The sequence below is a fragment of the Salmonella sp. 32082101201600294FB01SM01 genome, from assembly GCF_017572865.1.
GTDB lineage: Bacteria > Pseudomonadota > Gammaproteobacteria > Enterobacterales > Enterobacteriaceae > Salmonella > Salmonella enterica.
In genome coordinates, this window is record NZ_JAGESB010000002.1 from 79,482 (window position 1) to 99,275 (window position 19,794).

At 41.7% G+C, this 19,794-nt stretch carries 19 protein-coding genes; 8 read left to right on the plus strand and 11 right to left on the minus strand.

The window, feature by feature from the left end:
• Positions 1–99 precede the first annotated feature (99 nt).
• The 6 genes from J4645_RS10145 to J4645_RS10170 are packed head-to-tail and all read right to left on the minus strand — an operon-like array spanning position 100 to position 2,059.
• Complete coding sequence (locus tag J4645_RS10145) at positions 100–564, minus strand: hypothetical protein (protein WP_023215379.1); 465 nt, start codon at positions 562–564, stop codon at positions 100–102.
• A 1-nt stretch (position 565) separates the two neighbouring features.
• Positions 566–802, minus strand: a complete 237-nt coding sequence (locus J4645_RS10150; RefSeq protein ID WP_001528703.1) for a hypothetical protein — start codon at positions 800–802, stop codon at positions 566–568.
• Positions 799–1,209 (minus strand): hypothetical protein, encoded by a 411-nt coding sequence (locus J4645_RS10155; protein ID WP_023214641.1) that lies wholly within the window; start codon positions 1,207–1,209, stop codon positions 799–801. Before J4645_RS10155 ends, J4645_RS10150 begins: the two co-directional genes overlap by 4 nt.
• Positions 1,202–1,552 (minus strand): hypothetical protein, encoded by a 351-nt coding sequence (locus J4645_RS10160; RefSeq protein WP_023214640.1) that lies wholly within the window; start codon positions 1,550–1,552, stop codon positions 1,202–1,204. Before J4645_RS10160 ends, J4645_RS10155 begins: the two co-directional genes overlap by 8 nt.
• Positions 1,542–1,877 (minus strand): hypothetical protein, encoded by a 336-nt coding sequence (locus J4645_RS10165; RefSeq protein ID WP_023214639.1) that lies wholly within the window; start codon positions 1,875–1,877, stop codon positions 1,542–1,544. Before J4645_RS10165 ends, J4645_RS10160 begins: the two co-directional genes overlap by 11 nt.
• Positions 1,874–2,059 (minus strand): hypothetical protein, encoded by a 186-nt coding sequence (locus J4645_RS10170; protein ID WP_023214638.1) that lies wholly within the window; start codon positions 2,057–2,059, stop codon positions 1,874–1,876. Before J4645_RS10170 ends, J4645_RS10165 begins: the two co-directional genes overlap by 4 nt.
• A 336-nt stretch (positions 2,060–2,395) precedes the next feature.
• On the opposite strand from J4645_RS10170, the gene mobQ reads away from it, so the two are divergent.
• The 3 genes from mobQ (at position 2,396) to J4645_RS10185 (ending at position 4,968) form a co-directional block, all read left to right on the plus strand.
• Complete coding sequence (gene mobQ, locus J4645_RS10175; protein ID WP_023214637.1) at positions 2,396–3,697, plus strand: MobQ family relaxase; 1,302 nt, start codon at positions 2,396–2,398, stop codon at positions 3,695–3,697.
• A 362-nt stretch (positions 3,698–4,059) separates the two neighbouring features.
• Positions 4,060–4,554 (plus strand): DUF4755 domain-containing protein, encoded by a 495-nt coding sequence (locus J4645_RS10180; RefSeq protein ID WP_023214636.1) that lies wholly within the window; start codon positions 4,060–4,062, stop codon positions 4,552–4,554.
• 36 nt (positions 4,555–4,590) lie between these two features.
• Positions 4,591–4,968 carry a hypothetical protein gene (locus tag J4645_RS10185; protein WP_023214635.1) on the plus strand — a complete coding sequence of 126 codons (378 nt, stop codon included), beginning with the start codon at positions 4,591–4,593 and terminating at the stop codon, positions 4,966–4,968.
• A 919-nt stretch (positions 4,969–5,887) separates the two neighbouring features.
• Here the strand turns inward: J4645_RS10185 and J4645_RS10190 are convergent.
• Positions 5,888–6,091, minus strand: coding sequence for an AlpA family transcriptional regulator (locus J4645_RS10190; RefSeq protein WP_023214634.1), 204 nt, complete (start codon positions 6,089–6,091; stop codon positions 5,888–5,890).
• A gap of 505 nt (positions 6,092–6,596) precedes the next feature.
• Between J4645_RS10190 and J4645_RS10195 the strand changes: the two genes are divergently transcribed.
• The 3 genes from J4645_RS10195 to J4645_RS10205 all read left to right on the plus strand — a co-directional run bounded on the left by J4645_RS10195 (position 6,597) and on the right by J4645_RS10205 (position 9,455).
• On the plus strand, positions 6,597–7,838 hold the full coding sequence (locus J4645_RS10195) for an integrase (RefSeq protein WP_000113811.1): 1,242 nt from the start codon (positions 6,597–6,599) through the stop codon (positions 7,836–7,838).
• Between the two features lie 341 nt (positions 7,839–8,179).
• Entirely contained in the window at positions 8,180–9,043 is an 864-nt protein-coding gene (locus J4645_RS10200; RefSeq protein WP_001067697.1) for a hypothetical protein, read from the plus strand.
• A complete protein-coding gene (locus tag J4645_RS10205) occupies positions 9,027–9,455 on the plus strand; it encodes a hypothetical protein (RefSeq protein ID WP_023214633.1) in 429 nt (142 codons plus the stop codon). The genes J4645_RS10200 and J4645_RS10205 overlap by 17 nt, the downstream gene beginning before the upstream one ends.
• Positions 9,456–9,566: 111 nt before the next feature.
• Here J4645_RS10205 and J4645_RS10210 read toward each other — a convergent pair whose 3' ends face one another.
• From J4645_RS10210 to J4645_RS10225, 4 genes are all read right to left on the minus strand, one after another.
• Positions 9,567–9,836: a hypothetical protein gene (locus J4645_RS10210; protein WP_000657150.1), complete on the minus strand. Its 270-nt coding sequence runs from the start codon at positions 9,834–9,836 to the stop codon at positions 9,567–9,569.
• A 1,408-nt stretch (positions 9,837–11,244) separates the two neighbouring features.
• Positions 11,245–11,556 carry a conjugal transfer protein TraD gene (locus J4645_RS10215; protein WP_001090617.1) on the minus strand — a complete coding sequence of 104 codons (312 nt, stop codon included), beginning with the start codon at positions 11,554–11,556 and terminating at the stop codon, positions 11,245–11,247.
• Positions 11,557–11,805: 249 nt separating this feature from the next.
• Positions 11,806–12,189: a hypothetical protein gene (locus tag J4645_RS10220; protein WP_000504709.1), complete on the minus strand. Its 384-nt coding sequence runs from the start codon at positions 12,187–12,189 to the stop codon at positions 11,806–11,808.
• Positions 12,190–12,197: 8 nt separating this feature from the next.
• On the minus strand, positions 12,198–13,067 hold the full coding sequence (locus J4645_RS10225; RefSeq protein ID WP_000603564.1) for a hypothetical protein: 870 nt from the start codon (positions 13,065–13,067) through the stop codon (positions 12,198–12,200).
• A 1,773-nt stretch (positions 13,068–14,840) separates the two neighbouring features.
• On the opposite strand from J4645_RS10225, the gene iroB reads away from it, so the two are divergent.
• Complete coding sequence (iroB, locus tag J4645_RS10230) at positions 14,841–15,956, plus strand: salmochelin biosynthesis C-glycosyltransferase IroB (protein WP_023194778.1); 1,116 nt, start codon at positions 14,841–14,843, stop codon at positions 15,954–15,956.
• An 80-nt stretch (positions 15,957–16,036) separates the two neighbouring features.
• Complete coding sequence (iroC, locus tag J4645_RS10235) at positions 16,037–19,693, plus strand: salmochelin/enterobactin export ABC transporter IroC (RefSeq protein WP_023214631.1); 3,657 nt, start codon at positions 16,037–16,039, stop codon at positions 19,691–19,693.
• The last annotated feature ends 101 nt before the right edge of the window (positions 19,694–19,794 follow it).

Here is a 19,794-nt window from a genome sequence, read left to right on the forward strand (position 1 = left end):
CCCATAAAAATTCTTTATCTATGTGTCATCAAGAACAATAGCGGAACCCTTAAAAGGGAGCCCCCGCCATTCTTCTTGACGTCCTAAATATAGGAGTTGTTATTTTTCTCTATTGGAGAGATTGCGGCGTTCCATGAATAACTTATAACGTTCATCAGCTTCTTTTTGAAATTTTTCAGCGTCAAATGTGTCAGTTTCTATTTTTATTTTTTGTTTAACTGCTTCATCTAATATTTTATTTTCTTTCAGCCTCTCCTTTTCATTTAATATTAACTTGTAGTATTTCATCTTAATATTAAAACTTGCTTTTACAAACTCGTTAGCATCAAAATCTATATTGTATTTTTTAAGAAGTTTTAATATATAATCTATAGTCATTTTTTTCACTTCCTTTTTTATTTTTTCTTCATGCGCATCTTTTTTTATACTCCCACTTTTTAACCATTGCTTAAACTTATAGCTGTTATAATGCTGCCACTGATATATTTCAGACGCATATATAACCGACAACATACAAGCAATAAAAAATATGACCATAAAAACCATACATATTAAATAAAACATATCAGCCCCCGCCTTTCTTTCTATACTGCTCTTTTATTAGTGCTATGTGATATTTTTTTGCATTGTTTATACTCACGTCTGCTGAATTTTTAGCAGAACGAAAAGCACTAGAAACAACAGAGGCAATGATAGCAACTAAAAAAGCACAAATAAAAAAACCCATCGCGGCAGGAATGAGACTACCGCCGCCATCGTCTACCGCAGGTTTTGCTTTTGCTATTAAACCTAATATATTCATATATTTTTCTCCTCAATAGTTTTAATCGCTGTTTCTATTCTTTGTTTTACAAAGTCTCTAAACACAAAACCTATTATTCTCGCATCCTCCCCCATGTCTAACTCATCTTTTTTATTAAAATATAAATCAGCACTCAATAGTTCTTCACTTTGAATATCTAACATTTTGCTAGCAAGTGATATTCTAATAATATTTAATATCTCTAAATCTAAACTTTCTCTATCGTGCTTGTTTAAAAGCTGGAGCGGGTGAAAATCTTTTTTTCTTTTCATTTCTTGCATGTCATTATCAAAATCTATCATTAAAAAATGTAAGCAAGTAAAAGACGTATCATAGAAGTTCAGGCGGTTAATCATGTCCGCCGTTCCCTCGCGTGGAGGGTTCGGGTTAGGTCTTAAGTTATTCATCCGTTTTACTCCTTTTTTTATTATTTTTTAGTTTCCATTCGTTAAGCCTCTTATCCCCTTCCGCTCTCAAAAACTCGCGCTGATCGTATATTCTTTTTAATACCATATGATTAGTTAAAGCCCCGACCAATAGCGATAAATCATTAGTAAAATCTAACTCGTCAGATACTTCTTTGCTATTCTCTCTAACTATCCTTATTAACTCAGCACCAATTTTTATTTTTCGCGCTGTATCTTCTTTTCTTTTTTCAGCTTTCATTTCTTGCTCCAACCTATTTAGTAAGTTTGCTTTTTGTTCAAGTTCTTTTTTCAATTTATTATATTTATCAATATTAAATGCCATTTTTAGAACCTCTCTTTTCTTTTATCGTAATAAAAAACGCAATCAATCCAGCTATAAACAAAATCGGCAGCGTAAAAATAAACCCTAACAATAAAACAACAGTAAAACCAAAAACGCCGGACATTTCGTATAAATGACCAAAAAATGCATTTTCATTTTTATACTCAATCATTTTCTGTAAAACAGATTTTTGTTCTTGCTCTTGATCTCTTAAATAATCCTCTCTATATTCGTCATCTTCACAGCTCAAAGGGATTTCTATAGTGTCATCATTTAAATACTCATTATCATCATAGTCGTAATCATTGTTATAATTTCCAATCATTCCAGATCTCCCCCTAACGTGTCATAAACAACAGTAAAATCGCTTTCATGAGAAAAAAGATTGTAAGTTATAAATAAGCTTGTTCTACATATAACATCCGTATTTTCATCTTGTAGCTTTTTAATAATCAATCTAACAAGTTCAGACGCTGCCACTTCTATTTTTTTATCATTATCATTCATATTTCACCTCTTTTATTTTTATGTTTTTCTGTTATATATATTTTAAGTAATATATTTATTTAAGTAAAGCGCGATATATGTATTTTCATTTCCAGAGCGCGATTTTATAGATAAAAGGTTTACGTATAGCGGCTATTTTAGTTTTGCTAAAAACTACAATAGCGCACTTATACATTCTTCGAATGTGTGCGCCCCATAAATGGGGATTTACTAACGCATAAAAATAAAAAGTAATATTCGCTTTATGCTTAATATTACTTAATCGCTTTTTAAAAAAGCAAATATATTTTGCTTGTTTTAAAAAGTATGTGTTTTCAATATCAGGAGATAAAAACAATGGCAATATTTCATATGAGCGCTCAAACAATAACACGCAGCAAGGGGCATAGTAGCGTAGCTGCGGCAGCTTATCGCCACGGCGAAAAGTTAATGGACGAACACACAGGAGAGATCCACGACTACAGCAAAAAGAAAGGTATTTCAGACAGTATGATATTAATACCTGAAAGCGCAGACCGTAATTTTTTAAAGCCTGCGTATTTATGGAACACGATAGAAAAAAGCGAAAAAAGAAAAGATGCGCAGTTAGCACGCGAGTTTAATATTGCGCTTCCTGTCGAAATGACAGACGAACAAAAAAAGGTGTTAGCAATAGATTTTTGCCAAGAGCATTTTGTAAAAAATGGAATGATTGCTGATATAGCCTTCCACAAACTCGATAGCGACAACCCGCATTTTCACGTAATGCTAACTACTCGCCACCTTACTCCTGACGGCGCGGGGTTCGGTCAGAAGGAAAGGAAATGGAACGATAAAGAACTGTTAGAGCAATGGCGCAAGAGTTGGGCAGACACAGCAAACGAGCACATGCAAAAGGCTGGCATCGATGCGCATATCGATCACAGATCACTGAAAGAACAAAAAGCAGAGTTTGACGCTATCCTGCCCCCTCTCAGAACGGTTGAGCAAGAGGCGCAGGCAATCAGCTTAGACAGACCGCCGACTATCCATAGAGGCCATAGCCGCAATCCAGAGCGACAAGCACGCTTTGACGTGCTCCAAGAAGTGAAAGTATCACAAGAGGCAAAAGCACTTAACCACATTGAACAGAAACAGCTTAAGCCCTCGCCGCTGGCTCCAGCTTCCTCCCCTGCCGCATCTTTGCAAGATGCTACACAGGGAGGCAATGAAAACAACCCGCAAAATAGACTCGGCGAAGTTGGCGAATATCTTCAATCTAAACTCAATAAAGAAGATAAAGCAGATCTTAATGCTGATAATGAAATCAAAGTTCACACCACTAAAAATAATAGTAAAAGCAGTCCAGCAGCGGCTATAGGTTCAACATCAAATATTAATTTAACCGATGAGAAAGTAGATAAGAATCTACACTTAACAGAAGCACAAAAAGAGGAGTTAGAGGATTTAGAAAATAAAGAAGCAGCAGCAAAGAAAAAAGCTTATCTGATGGGCGGCGCTGCCGTTCCTGAACTTTCTCAAGATAACAAAACACAGTCAAAAAGTGAGTTTAAAAATAAACTTCATACAGCTAAACAATCAATATCATTAACTGAACAGAGATTTAATGAAGAACGTGAAACATATGAGAACAGAAGAAACCGACCAATACCGCGCTAGATATTTTGCTCATTTTTTGTCCCCAATGAATGACTTGGAGTTATATTCACTTTAACCAATTGATAGTATTGGTTTATTTTCACCTGCCATCGTATCGTTTATATCGATCAAAATCGATATAATGATAGTCAATACCTATCATAAAGTCACTATCGATCGATTAAAACAATTGATACACCGATCGATAATCACTTTTTAATCGCTAAAAACTATCAATATTAAATAATTGATCTGTGATAACGATCATTTTACTTGAGAGCAGCCCTCTTCATGGTATGCTCGGAGCGTGGAAGACCGGGCGAATCACCTTGGTATCTTCATGATTAAGTTAAAAACTATCGCTCTATGAGGAATGAAATTTTATGAAAACCGAAAACATTATTTTTCTTTTTTGGGCAGTGATTTTTATCCTGATTCTCTGCCAACTGTTTTACTTTGGCCCTAAAAAAAGAAGATATCTCAATACTTACACAGAGGTATTAGATGGTGATGTCCTCTCATATGAATGTCAAAACACCGGTGTAGTCATTGATACTAAAAAACACACAGTACGTATTTTCAATACAGATAAGGACAGCACTTTCAAATACGACAACATCAGGGAAATAAATTATACGCTATCCGAAGCCGGAAAAATTTACAGCACAGGTAATAATCTAAACTCTATGATAAAGTCCGCTGGAGCTAACAGTAATGAACAAATGTTAGCTAATCAGCGTTCCGGTATTTTTATACTGACAGATGATATAAAAAATCCTTCATGGAAAATCAATCTACCAATGAAAAACAAAACATCATCGACCAATCAGGAGATCTGCGATCGCTGGCTTCTCATTTTTAATAAATACGTTTTATAACCTTGTTATGTTTTATTATTTATATTTGGAGTTGATATGAAAAGATTGATTGCGGCAGCATTTATTATTCTTCCTTTGGCGAGTTGTACCGTTTATGGAAACAAATCTATTAAAGACGAAACACAGCAGAATATAGCCTCTAAGATTATCAAGGGTAAAACTACTCAACAAGATATCCTTCGTTTTTATGGGGAGCCTCAGACTAAAGAAACTAACGATGGTAAAGAAATGTGGGGGTATTCCGTTATGTCCGGTGAATCCCAGATTTCAAATTACATACCGGGATTAGCATTATTAAAGAACAGCAGCACAGCTCACATGAAAGATCTTGAGATCTGGTTTAAAGGTGATGTTGTTGAACGCTATACCTTTAGACAAACGGCAAGTAAAACTTCTCGCGGTTTGTTAGATTAATCTAAATCGAATACCATTTTATTTATAAAAGAAGTTGGCGTAATCCAACTTCTTTTATATTTTATCCATGATCTAACTTCACTTATATTTCTATTAGCTCTTCATTAAATAACACTTTACTTTTTATATTTTTTATTTGGGATTTTATATTTATTTTTATTAAAAAACTTTTGTACTAGTAGTACTAATTAATTAATTTAAAAGTTTTTGGTTTTAAGGTTTTGGGGGTTGTGTTTTAGCGGGGCGGCTTCCAGCCGTAGTAGTTTTCCTCCGAAGGAGGAAATAGTTTTTCTTTAAGCATTCCCCCCCTACCCCCCACGCCAAAAAGGCTAAAATAGAAAGATAGGAGATGCTCATTGCGCCTTGAAAATATTCAGAACGTTTCCATCCTGATACTTCCCCCACGACCCGCGCAAACACAAATCATTAAACTTTCAAACGACTCTCGTTTTACTAAAGAGTTTATACTACTATTTGTAAATTTTTTAGATTGTGCGATTCAGGTTGGCAGCTACGCGTCATCCGGCACTGCCACAATAACATAAGAATTGCCAAACACTTGAGGAACCTTCATTCTTATACCCGATACACAGGATTAGCGTTATTGCTTTATTAAAGATTAAAATCTTCTGGAAGTGGTATTTAACATTAGTTAAAAGTCAGCGAAGATTTTTAATATTTTGTATCTTTATATTATATAAATCTATATATAATATCAGTCAATAGATAAAATCAAAAATATTTTAAAAACGCGATTAGATAAAAAACAAAAAAGACCAGTTCAAAAACCAGTCTTTTATTTTAAATAAATAATATTTTTCATATGTGGCTCTAAAACGCTCTATACGCGATTTTGAGAGGTTTTCTACTTTTAATGACTAATCCCGTCAGGAATAAATCAAAAAACATGTAATAACATTCAGGCGGCTTTATTTCTTGAGAAATAAATCTTTTCATCAATCCACGCATCTATTTCACTTTCGACGAACCCGATTGCACGATCACCGATTTTTATAGGTGAAGGGAATTCGTTACGACTAATCAAACGATAAATCCAAGCTTTACAAAATCCAGTTCTTTCCAGAACTTCAGGTAAACGTATAAAGTTGTTTTTTTCTTTCATTTATCTCTCCCATTGTTTTTCGACAGAAGCTATTATTCGAATATCGCTTATGACGATCAACAACTTTTTTAGCAAAAAGTGCTTTTTTAGTTGACTATTTTACATTGACAGTCATTCAATCCCCTTCGGAAGTTGAACTCATGAGTTCAACTCCTCACCGCTATCATGACATTTAAAATATGACTGATTTTTAGCCACAATACTTTTTTTATCCCTTTATTGCACCTTAATGTAAAATACAAATCATTAATACATTTAATAATCAAAGCATTAAAGGATGTATTACAGGGACGCCAGCCCAAAATTCTCCATCGGTGATTACCAGAGTCATCCGATGAAGTCCTAAGAGCCCGCACGGCGCAAGCCATGCGGGCTTTTTTGTGCCTTGAATTTGTCCCGCGAAGTCTGATGCCAACTAATTAAATCCGAACCTTTTAGGCACCTTGTTAGGCACCTCATAAAGCTATATTGCTTTTGAGGTGCCTAAAACTATGGAAACCCGGCAATGGCAAGACAAACCAAACCTCTATTCGTTAAGGAAATCGAATCTGCTAAACCCAAAGAAGCGGACTACGTTCTCTATGATGGCGATGGCCTTGAGCTACTCATCAAATCCAGCGGGAGTAAAATCTGGCAGTTTCGCTACATTCGTCCTGTCACCAAGAAACGAGCAAAGAAGAGCATAGGCCCCTACCCGTCAGTTACCCTTGCCGATGCCAGAAACTACCGTGCAGAGTCCCGCTCACTCCTGGCTAAACAGATCGATCCGCAGGAACATCAGCAAGAACAATTGCGCAGTTCGCTGGAAGCCAAAACAAATACTTTCCAGCTCGTAGCTGAACGTAGGTGGAATGTGAAGAAAGCTAGTGTGACAGAGGACTATACGGAAGATATCTGGCGCTCTCTTGAAAGAGATGTCTTTCCTGCGATTGGCGACGTTAGCGTTACAGATATTAAAGCTCATACACTGGTTCAGGCCGTGCAACCGGTTCAGGCCAGAGGAGCACTGGAAACCGTTCGTCGCCTGTGCCAGCGCATTAATGAGGTCATGATCTATGCCCAAAACACAGGACTGATTGATGCTGTTCCCAGCGTTCATATCGGTAAAGCCTTCGAGAAACCTCAGAAAAAGAACATGCCCAGTATTCGACCGGATCAGCTACCTCAACTGATGCAGACAATGCGAACAGCCAGCATTAGCCTCTCAACACGCTGCCTGTTCATGTGGCAACTTCTTACTATTACCCGCCCTGTCGAAGCGGCTGAAGCTCGCTGGGAAGAGGTAGACATAGAAGCGCGAGAGTGGAAGATTCCTGCAGCACGTATGAAAATGAACCGCGACCATACTGTTCCATTGTCAGATGAAGCAATTGCGATACTGGAGATGATGAAGCCGTTAAGTGGAAATCGAGAATTTATCTTTCCCAGCCGCATCAAGCCAAACAAGCCGATGAACAGTCAGACCGTAAACGCATCGCTAAAACGCGCAGGTTTTGGTGGGGTGCTCGTTTCACACGGGCTGAGATCTATTGCAAGTACGGCCCTTAATGAACAAGGTTTTCCACCTGATGTCATTGAGGCAGCACTTGCACATGTGGATAAGAATGAGGTACGTCGAGCTTACAACCGCAGTGATTACCTTGAGCCGCGACGACCTATGATGCAATGGTGGGCTGACTTTATAGAAGCAGCTGATGCAGGAAGCATATTGGCTGGGGGCGTGAGAGGTATTAAGTTAGCGGGGTAAATGCAAATCAGATTACCTTACACTAGCACCAGAGTGTGTTAGTGTCCCATCCCCTAATGATCAACTTAAGTTTGAAACAGGCCATCATGTATCAAAGTTATCTATTCATTTCTTTTGGTGGAATGATTATCCAAATACCAAAGGAGTTTGCTGAAAGTACAAGTTACGTCATATCAACATATGTCTTGCCCCCTTCAAGACTGCAGAAAACCATTGAAAAACAGGAGTATTAGAGTTATTTTGGATAGATAAAACCATCATGATAATTCAACTTTCAGACGTCCACCTATAGGAAAGCATGGATCACGGTCCTGAATGTTGCGCGCCACAAGGGGCTAAATGTGAACCCAGAGTTATCGATAAAAATAGATTATCTCAAAGACCGCCACAATCCAGAAGAGGTATTTGAGGCGATGGCATTATACATAAATGCTTACCGTGATTTTGGACAAGTATTAAGTAACTCTATTGGAATTAAAGCAGATTTCAACTTTCAATTAAATGAAATTAAAAGTGGTTCAATACTTAGTAAACTCTCAGTGATTCCCGGAAAAATTGACGAAATATTAGCCAATGCATTTTATAACTCAGGTGATGAGTTATTTAGAGAGTTAACTGACATTGAAACCACCGACACTGAAGAACAAGTAGAAACTCTAGCTGTAAATCTAGAAACTGCATTAGCAAAAAATCTACCACAACAAATAGCGGACCCCAATATAGACAGACAAAATCTATCATTTGCTCTAGAAAAATTCTCAACTGCGAATCAAAAAATAAAGCCAAATGAATCAGTCATTATTACTAGCAATAGCGATAACAACCAAAACTTTAAATTTAATACAAAATGGCGTTTTGGTGGAAAACCAAGAGAAATGTTCCTAGGGAGTACTGAAAGCATAGAATTAAATGATAAACTCTATGTAACCGTCTCTGTTAACGAAGGTAATTCTGTGTGGTCATTTCGTAGCATAAGTTTGGATAAGCGCTTGAGTGGAAGAATAACACATAAAGAATGGTTGGAAAGATATCAAGACGGTTTAATTCCTGCAATTGGACCAAAAGATATTATTGATGCTAAAATTACTTTTGATATTTACACACCACCAAAAGGCAAAGGCCAACCCCAGATTAGAAACTTAAAAGTGATAAACATCAGCAATATCCAACGAAATAATGGGTTACAGTATGAACTCGACACTTAGTTTAAAAGAAAGAAAAGCAACATTTGCAGAGTTGAAGGCTGAATATTTATTTATAGCCATTCCTTTTCTACTTTTAATTTCGATAAAAATCTATATTTCAACATGGCAAGAGATAATCACATCTCCAGATTGGTCTTTAGCATCATGCCTGATCTTTGGACAAATAACATCTAAAGTATCGAAAGCCGTCGCTTGCTCTAATACTAAAACAAGTGAGCATTTTTTTGGATGGTATACCGCAAAGTGTTTCCTTTTAGTAGTCATATCTATTGCTGCTTATTTTGGCATGCTGGCAAAGCCTACAATGAGTCTTGGATACATACAAATAATTATTTTCATTACTGCTAGTTACTTTCATTTCAAAGATGGCTTCACAACTAAACTGCTTCAAAAAAATGAGTGTAAAAGATAATAATATACTTGCTCTAAATCACTTCCGATGCATCGCGGATAGTCATGAATGATGATCCGCGATAGAAATAAAGATGCCCACAAATAACGTCAATGAGTAAGAAAAAATTCTTTATTTTTTGGGCTTCCTTTGTATTACCGAATCAAAAGCACTCTTCACGCCTTGATCATTTCTAGACCAATCCATCACTAACCGCTGCATATTAGCATATTTATCTACAGATGATTTATTTAACTCATCTTTATCCTCAGCAGAAGGCCATCCATTTTTCTCAACAAATAAAAGCAAATCATCTTTAATAAATTTGAATGCGATTGTTTTCTTACGCCATCCTCCGTCTACTTTATTTTTTTGTAGTAATCTAATCACTTCCTCTTTCATTTTTCCAAAACGAGCCGCTTTTGCTTTCCCCCCCTTGGCCTTCTGTTTTGCATCCTCAACCTCACTTGCTTGTCGATTTTTTCCTTATATCAGGCCACAACAAAAATTCAACCTAGCTATAGATTTTAAAAGTAACGAGACTGAAAATGTTATCTATTGAAGCAACCCTAGACAAAAATGAAAATGATCTACCTCAACTTCATTTAAAATATTACGTTCTTGAACTTGTCAATGATATACTAGGGAGTAGCCAAAATAATGAAACGGTAAGATACACCATTAGAACATACTCTCGTTATTTTAACTCTCACCCGATAAGACAATCCTACCTAGTTAATTCAGACTTTTAAACTTTAATAAAACCTCATATCTGGACAAGTAAACAAGAGTCACTGACAGAACAAATCGTCATGTTTGACATTGAGGTGGATGCAATAAATGTAGATCATGCAAGAAGTCTTGCATACAATCACACAGCAAATCTCAATGCTTATCTATGCGTATTACTTGATGTTAGTTTCGAACTGATCACTTCAGAATTCAGAATATTCACAATAAAAAAATGAAATGCATTTGAGTTAAACAGATACAGAACTGGATTCATAGATTATGAACTTAATTTAATTATAAAAGATAATCACTATGGGTTGAAAAATATAGAAAATCTAGAGCATGTTAACTCTTTTTAATCAGGTCGATGGACTATGAATGTCGCCTATCCTGACAGTAATGGAGCATTAGTATTTGATGATAAACTGTATATTCAAGATACGCTTTCAGATGATCAACATTTCGATACACTTTTTAGAAATCATAAAATAGAAAAACCTAAACAGAATAACAAAACAAAACCACCTTTAGTACATCTCCAAAAAATGCACATTATCCGTCAGAAGAGATTTCTGTACCAACATGTATAAGAAATGATTTCAGAGATATTTCAAGTTTACCCCCACAAAAAAATCAATTTTCACTTCTTTTTATCGTATGTACAATACTGCCTTAACCCTAGCTAGGAACAATGCCACCACAGAGATTTCTTATAAAATATGTGCTATTGAATCTTTAGCAAAAATAGATAGCATAGGTTTCTCTGACTTCATGAAAAAATATAGAAACTCAGATTTTAAGAAAGAAATATCTGATTACTTTTACTCTGTAAGGTCAGGTCACTTTCACTCAGGAAAATTTCACTTTGGTGAATTTAATGTGAACTTACAAAGAAATATAGATTTTGCTTTTAAAGAAAGGCAGATGGATTACGTAACATTCAACAACTATATTAGATATGCAATAACGAAATGGATAGAGGGAGATTTACTTAAACAACATTAAATAATAAAGGGCCGAAAAGCCCTTTATTCTCCCATTAAGGGACTAACTTGTTATTATGGTGAATCATCAGATTTTATTCTTGCCTTCCCACCATATCCTCAAGGAATCTTTTCCCTCGTAATTTAACTCTCGCTTTAGCCTCCGTATTAATATCCGAATTTTGTAATAATATCCCTAATACAAACTCTTTATCGACATCTTCAACTTTACAGCCCACGGCTTTAACTACTTCAGCACCAAGGATGATCTTCAAGCGTGTCTCAGCACTCTTGGATAAAGATTGCTCTTTGGTCTTGAGACGATTCAGACGCATCTGCGCTGATGCTATTTTTTGCTTAATGGTTTTTTCTGTTCTTGGCTTCCTATTTTTATCATCCGTATTCATAATACCTTTCCTTTTAGCTGTTAAAAACATCAAATACAATTAAAAAAGAAAAAGGTCAATCCATAGGCAGAAGGTTGAAAGCATTCCATTTCTATTTCAACTACGCAGCTATTTAGTCTATTCAATAAATCAGGATCTTCAGCTCCACTTGTTATTGGTTTGTCATTATGATACTAACTCACTTTCGTTTTACCATTTTAATTTAATATTGATATCGTGCTAAGCTTAGTCTATATCAGTTATATTTAATCACATCCTAAAAGATAGTGGATTAATAATAGACCATATATTTACAGGCATCATTCTTAACCTTCGCTGAGCATCTACTATTTTATCACCATTAGTTTTCTTATTAGAGTTCAATACCTCTAAGTTCAGTTCATTGAAAATGGCCATAACGTCCTCCCCTGCCCTCTTATGCTTTAACGCAAGAAAATCAGAAGATATTAATATTAATTCAGATAACGACTCATAATTTGAGTATCCTTCTCCATCGATATAATTAATCCGCCTGACAATTCTGAGTGTTTCCCGTCGTAATGATGTGAAAAGCACATACTTAGATAGTATAAGTCCTGTGTAGGCCCCGCTGATAATGCCTGTTAAAATCCCAATAAAAATACTTTCGCCCATAACGGCACCTATTTTAATTTCCCAATATGATCATTTACTTCCGTAATGCTTGCTTTTAGTACCTGTAAACAAATTTTGGCTGTATGTTCTCTCGGATTGAATTGATGTGATAGCTGTTGGTATGGATGTATATAGTTTCTAAAATCTCTGAGAGTATGACTGAATCGATATGTATCATACTCAATCAATCCTAACTCTCTGACCGTTTCAATAAATGAAGACAATGACCATTCATGAAATTGTTTTATTTTCCCACTCTTATCTTTAGGCGATGATTTTGTTGTATTGAACAATTTTGGATATTTCGAAGCAACACCCAGCAAAAAACCTTCTAATGTGCTTCCAGCAAGAAATATCACTGACAGATACGCGCCTGCCGGATAGCAATTCTCAATTTCTTTGATTCTTCCCTTCAATACATCTGCCACAAATGGATCAATCAAATCAGAAGTAAATTCAACATTATTGAACTCTCTTCTCAAAAAATCATCTTCAGAATCCTTCCGTTGATTCTCAGTATCTACAACGATCTTATCCTTTTTCTCAAAAACAATCTCAGCATTTTCTCGTTTAACCGTCCATTTATCAAATGCCATATATTTATTAAATTCAGTGATCAAGGCGTCTAATCGAGGTATATCGCCAACAAAGTTAATTGGAGCGAACAATTTCTTGATACAACGATCTAACTGCGGACTACCATTTATCACGCTCAACTTTTCATCGGTATACATCCACCTTGAAGGAAATCCCTGTACATATGTATCTTGAAAACCAAGATCATTAAAGAACTGAACAAGCTTTGGACCGGAACGATACTCCGTATCCTCATTGATCAAAACCCTCAGTTTTTCAAGCGTTTTCTCAGATAGAATCATGTTGGCATCCTTTCTACTCTAATAACATTAATAAATACCAGTTTACATAGAAAATCAACATCATTTGTAAAGCTGAACTGCTTGAAATGGTCCGTGGCGTTGAAAGAGGCGCAGCACTTTGTGGTTGTTCAAAACAATCACATTGCTGGAACAGGGTTCATCCCTGTTAATGATAGGATTCATCCCGAAAAAATGGTGTTTTGGTTTGAAAAATGAGATATCAGTAAGCTCAAAATGAAATTTTGCAACACAAACGTGTGCAATTACTAACTTAAAATACCTGATACTCTCCGCGTTACTTATTTTATCAAAACAATGAAAACAATTTTACCTGTTGTTTTTAGACACTGATTTCTGGTCTTAACCTGTGAATTGTGCAACACATAAGAATATCTGTTATTTTCACTGTTTTATCTAAATCCTATTTTCCCGCCTTACGGCGGGAGGAGAAAATACCACTTTTGCCCTTACGGGCGCTCTCTAAACCTAAACATTCAATATTATCCCCCTACCTCAGCCGTTCATCCGATTCTAATCCCATTAATTTCACAGACTTAAAAACTAGCGTTATTATTAAGTATAGAAAAACTTAAAACATTGTCATTATTTTTAGCTCCTTTAGGAGATATAAAAATAAAGCAATGCCCACCTATACACTCACTTCGTGAGCGTGTGGGGTCTACCGACGGTTGCCTGCCGCAGGCTAACACCGTTTCCTTCGGAAACAAAGTCAACGTCAACACCAGAGTTTTTCTTACGAAAAACTAAAACCAGCATAGTCGCATTGGAGATTTATATTTTGGTTTGATATTTAATTTTATATTGAGGTTGTTTTTATTGTATGGCTATTTTTCATCTGGATTTTAAAATTGTGAAACGAAGTGAGGGCAGATCTTCCGTTGCGAAGGCTGCTTATCATGCTCGCTGCAGAATCACAGATGAAAGAACTGGTGATACCTATGATTATAGCCATTTATTTGACAAATTCTAAATCAGATCTTTTCTCTTTCTAGTATAGTTCGTTTTGCATCTATTGCAGGCATCAATCAATACAATAAACTTCAGCACTATAAAAATAACCTTAAAAATCAAAAAATATACAAAAACCTTTCCATATCAACACTATCGCCACTCTTTTTGCGCCTTCCCTTCCTCGCAAAAAATCCCCCCCAACAAACTCAACCACCTCCCCCACCAATTACAAGGACGCCAGCAAATAAAACAAGGGGTAACGTGAATACGTAGCTCCTATTTGTTGTCTATGTCTACTTTACGTCCACCAAATTAAAGGATTTAACGCCAGAATTAATGCAGTCACTAAAAGTATGGCACTGACTACTTTAGGAAGAGGCGTCCGTCACATCACTGCACGGAAAGTCTGCACAGAACACGATCTGCCGCCGGATACCATTAAATTGCCCCGCAACGCGTTATCAATACAACTACCGACGTTTCCCGTTACCTTGTTGTCGGTACGTTTACCTCATTGCCTGAAAGGTTATTTGCAAAGTTATCATTAATAATCCACGGGCGTCTGGTATGCGAATCCAGTTCCCCAATCCTGGCGCTTTGCCTTCGCGACCATACGCACGTAAATAAGCCTGAAACCAAACTTCATCGCTTAACGCTCTCCTCTTTCCCGATTTTTACGCAAAAAATCATCACATGATCAAGTGTTGTATTAGTTATTGCATTTTCCAAATGATATTGGTAATTATTATCATTCTCATTAACAACTTGTTCGATTTACGACGTGGAGAGAGAGGATTTCTCATGCGTATTCTGTTTGTCGGTCCGCCACTGTATGGACTGCTATACCCTGTGCTGTCCCTGGCGCAAGCGTTTCGTGTTAATGGCCATGAAGTACTGATTGCAAGCGGTGGCAAATTTGCACAGAAAGCAGCCGAAGCTGGGTTGGTGGTATTTGACGCTGCGCCTGGTTTCGATTCGGAAGCGGGTTATCGCCGTCAGGAGGCATTACGAAAAGAAAATAACATTGGAACAAAAATGGGGAACTTCTCATTCTTCAGCGAAGAGATGACTGACCCGCTGGTCGCGTTCGCCGGGCAGTGGCGACCAGATCTCATCGTCTACCCTCCCCTTGGGGTCGTTGGACCACTGATTGCCGCTAAGTATGACATTCCGGTAGTGATGCAAACCGTCGGCTTCGGTCATACGCCCTGGCACATCAAAGGCGTGACGAAATCACTTTCTAACGCCTACCGCCGCCATGGGGTCAGCGCGCCACCAAGAGATCTGGCGTGGATAGACGTCACACCGCCCAGCATGAGCATACTGCAAAATGACGGAGAGCCGGTTATCTCCATGCAATACGTCCCGTATAACGGCGGCGCCGTCTGGGAAGAATGGTGGGAACGTACACCTGATCGCAAGCGTCTTCTGGTCAGCCTCGGCACCGTCAAACCGATGGTGGATGGCCTGGATCTGATTTCCTGGGTAATGGATTCTGCCGGCGAAGTAGATGCCGAAATCATCCTGCATCTTCCGGCAAACGCCCGCTCGGATTTACGTTCGCTGCCGCCGAATGTCCGTCTGGTCGACTGGCTTCCGATGGGCGTTTTCCTTAACGGTGCCGACGGTTTTATCCACCATGGCGGCGCAGGCAACACCCTGACGGCGCTACATGCCGGCATTCCGCAGATAGTCTTTGGCCAGGGTGCAGACAGACCCGTCAATGCCCGCGCCGTGGTCGAGCGCGGATGCGGAATTATTCCCGGTAAGAGCGGACTTACGAGCAGCATGATCAATACCTTCCTCGATAATCACGCGCTTCGCGAGGCGTCGCAGGAGGTCGCGGCGGAAATGGCGGCCCAGCCTTGCCCGACCGAGGTGGCAAAAAAACTGATCGCCATGCTGCAACACGGCTAACCGCGGCAGCGCAATGACAATATGGCGGCTGAACCCAGACTGTGTCGCCATATCTCATCTTTCACCGATAAGGAGGCTTAATGCCCGCGACTCATTCCCCCATGCCCGCTCGTGCCTGGATAGTTCGCCTTGCCCGCGTGTGTTGGGAACGTAAGACACTGAGCATCATTGTCATCGTAGCATCAGTATCGACCATTTTACTGGCTGCGCTGACGCCGTTAATAACGCGTCAGGCCGTCAATGACGCGATAGCAGGCGATACGACACGCCTGCCGTTACTTGCCTGCGGCCTGCTATTAATTGCCCTTTTTGATTTTATCGGGAATTACGTGCGCCGCGGCTATGCCGGGGAACTCTCGCTGTGGGTTCAGCATACGTTACGTAGCCGTGCGTTCGACAGTATTCAAAAACTGGACGGCGCAGGCCAGGACGCCTTGCGTACCGGGCAGGTCATTTCGCGTACCAACAGCGATCTTCAACAGGTACACACCTTGCTACAGATGTGTCCGGTGCCGCTGGCGGTGCTCACTTACTATGTGGCCGGTATCGCGGTGATGCTATGGATGTCGCCATCCATGACGCTTATCGTGATTTGCGTACTGGCCGCCCTTGCCATTACCGCCCTGCGCGCCCGTCGCCGTGTTTTCGCGCAAACGGGGCTTGCCTCAGACCGGCTGGCGCACATGACGGAGCACATGCGCGAAGTATTGGAACAGATCTCAGTGGTGAAGTCCTGCGTGGCGGAGTTACGCGAAACGCGTTGGCTCGATGGTCAGTCGCGGCAGATGGTGCGGGTACGCATCGGCGCCGCTATCTCGCAGGCGATGCCGGGCGCAACCATGCTGGCGCTACCGGTGATAGGGCAAATCGTCCTGCTGTGCTATGGCGGCTGGTCGGTGATGAACGGGCGCATCGATCTGGGAACCTTCGTTGCGTTCGCGAGTTTTCTCGCTATGCTGACCGGCCCCACCCGCGTACTGGCATCGTTTTTAGTTATCGCACAGCGCACACAGGCATCGGTGGAGCGCGTCTTCGCGCTTATCGACACGCGTTCTCGCATGGAAGACGGTACTGAGTCGGTTGAGGGTCAGATTATTGGGCTGGACGTGGAGAAGATGAGTTTCCACTACGACAACGGTAACCGTATCCTCAATGAGATCTCGTTTTCCATTCACGCCGGTGAAACCGTGGCAGTGGTTGGCGCCTCCGGCTCCGGGAAATCAACATTGCTGATGTTGCTGGCGCGCTTTTACGATCCCACCTCCGGCGGGGTGTGGCTCAACACCACTGCGGGTCAACAGAATATTCGCGACCTAAAACTGGCGGCGCTTCGTCGTCGCGTTGGCGTAGTGTTTGAAGACGCGTTTCTGTTTGCCGGTACGGTGGCGGAAAACATCGCCTATGGGCACCCGCAAGCGACTCAGGACGACATCCGACGCGCCGCCGATGCCGCAGGCGCCAGCGGGTTCATCAATGCGCTACCGCAGGGGTTCAACACCCGACTGGCCGAACGCGGAAGCAACCTCTCCGGCGGCCAACGCCAGCGTATTGCGCTAGCCCGGGCACTGATTACCGCGCCGGAACTGCTGATTCTCGATGACACCACCTCGGCGGTCGATGCCGGTACTGAAGCGGAAATTAATACGGCTCTTGGTCGTTATGCCGATAATGAGCATATGCTGCTGGTGATTGCGCGCCGCCGTTCAACACTGCAGTTAGCCGATCGGATCGTCGTGCTGGATAAAGGCCGCGTCGTGGATATCGGTACCCAAGCGGAGCTGGATGCAAGGTGTCCGACGTTTCGCTCGCTGATGAGCGGCGAGGGTGATTTTCTCGCCCTCGCCCCGGCGGAACAACGTGCGCTATGGCCAACAACGCAGGCGGTAAAATCCGACGACGCGCATGAGCGCCAGCCCCCCGCCGGAAAAGGTTTTGTCGACCGGATGACGCGCGTTCCGGAACGCGCCGTACAGATGGCGCTGGCAGGCCACGGGCGTCAAGTCTCATCGTTGCTGACGCCAGTAGCCTGGATGTTCGTCATCGCCGCCCTGCTTATCGCGCTTGATTCCGCCGCAGGCGTTGGCGTGCTGGTGCTTTTGCAGCGCGGTATTGACTCAGGCGTTGCCGCAGGGGATATGTCGACTATTGGCATATGCGCCCTGCTCGCGCTGTGCCTGGTGGCGATCGGTTGGTGCTGCTATGCGCTGCAAACGATCTTCGCCGCCCGCGCGGCAGAGTCGGTACAGCATACGGTACGCTTACGCAGCTTCAGCCACCTGCTACGCCTGAGTCTTCCCTGGCACGAGAAGCACATCGACTCGCGTCTTACTCGCATGACCGTCGACGTTGATTCACTCGCCCGATTTCTGCAAAACGGTCTTGCCAGCGCGGCCACCAGCATCGTGACGATGGTCGCTATCGCCGCGGCAATGTTCTGGCTTGACCCCATTCTTGCGTTAACGGCATTAAGCGCCGTACCTGTAGTGATACTGGCGACGTGGATTTACCGCCGTTTGAGCTCGCCTGCCTACGCCCAGGCACGGCTGGAAATTGGTAAGGTGAACAGTACGCTTCAGGAAAAGGTCTCCGGTATGCGGGTAGTGCAGTCACACGGTCAACAGAAGCAGGAAGCCGCCAGGCTACGGGCGTTATCAGACAACTTCCGCGCCACCCGCGTGCGGGCGCAAAAATACCTTGCTGTCTATTTTCCGTTCCTGACCTTCTGCACCGAGGCCGCCTATGCCGCCGTGCTTTTAATCGGGGCGACCCGGGTCGCCGGAGGCGAAATGACGCCCGGGATACTGGCGGCGTTCTTCCTGCTATTGGGCCAATTTTATGGCCCGGTACAGCAGTTGTCAGGCATTGTTGATTCCTGGCAGCAGGCGACCGCCAGCGGCAAACATATCAATGCGCTATTGGCGACTGAGGAAACGGAGAATATTGAACCGTCCTCCATAACGCCTGGCACTGGCGGCGCGCTACGTCTGGAGGCATTGACATTCCGCTATCCCGAAAAAACGCAACCTGTGCTTGATAAGCTCTCGCTCACCATTCCGCCAGGAACGGTAGTCGCGGTGGTCGGACGTAGCGGCGCCGGCAAATCGACGCTGATCAAACTGCTGGCCGGGCTCTACTCTCCCGGCAGCGGGCAAATCCGTGTCGGTGAGCGCCTAATTGATGCCGCGTCGCTTAGTGATTATCGTCGCCAGACGGGGCTGGTCACTCAGGATGTCGCATTATTTAGCGGCGATATTGCCGAAAATATCCGCTATTCGCGGCCAGACAGCAGCGACACGGAGGTGGAGATCGCGGCGCGACAGGCGGGACTCTTTGAAACTGTGCAACATCTGCCGCTGGGGTTTCGTACTCCGGTCAATAACGGCGGCACGGATCTGTCCGCGGGCCAGCGTCAGTTGATTGCCCTCGCCCGCGCCCAACTGGCACAGGCGCACATTCTGCTGCTCGACGAGGCGACAGCGCGTATCGACCGCAGCGCCGAGGAGCGCTTAATAACCTCGCTTACCGGAGTGACGCATACCGAGAAACGCATCGCGCTTATCGTCGCGCACCGACTGACCACCGCTCGCCGCTGCGATGTTATTGTCGTAATCGATAAAGGATGTATCGCTGAATATGGTAGCCATGAGCAGTTGATAGCGGCTCATGGCCTGTATGCTCGTCTGTGGCGGGACAGCATCGGCCAGACACGCGATACGCAAGGAGAGGTCATAGGATAGTTTTTATCGCCACGATTTACGCAAAAGAAAGCCCGCAAGCGGCTGTTCCTGTAACAGCCGCTTTAGCTATTGATACTGACCGAAATATAAATGAGATGGAA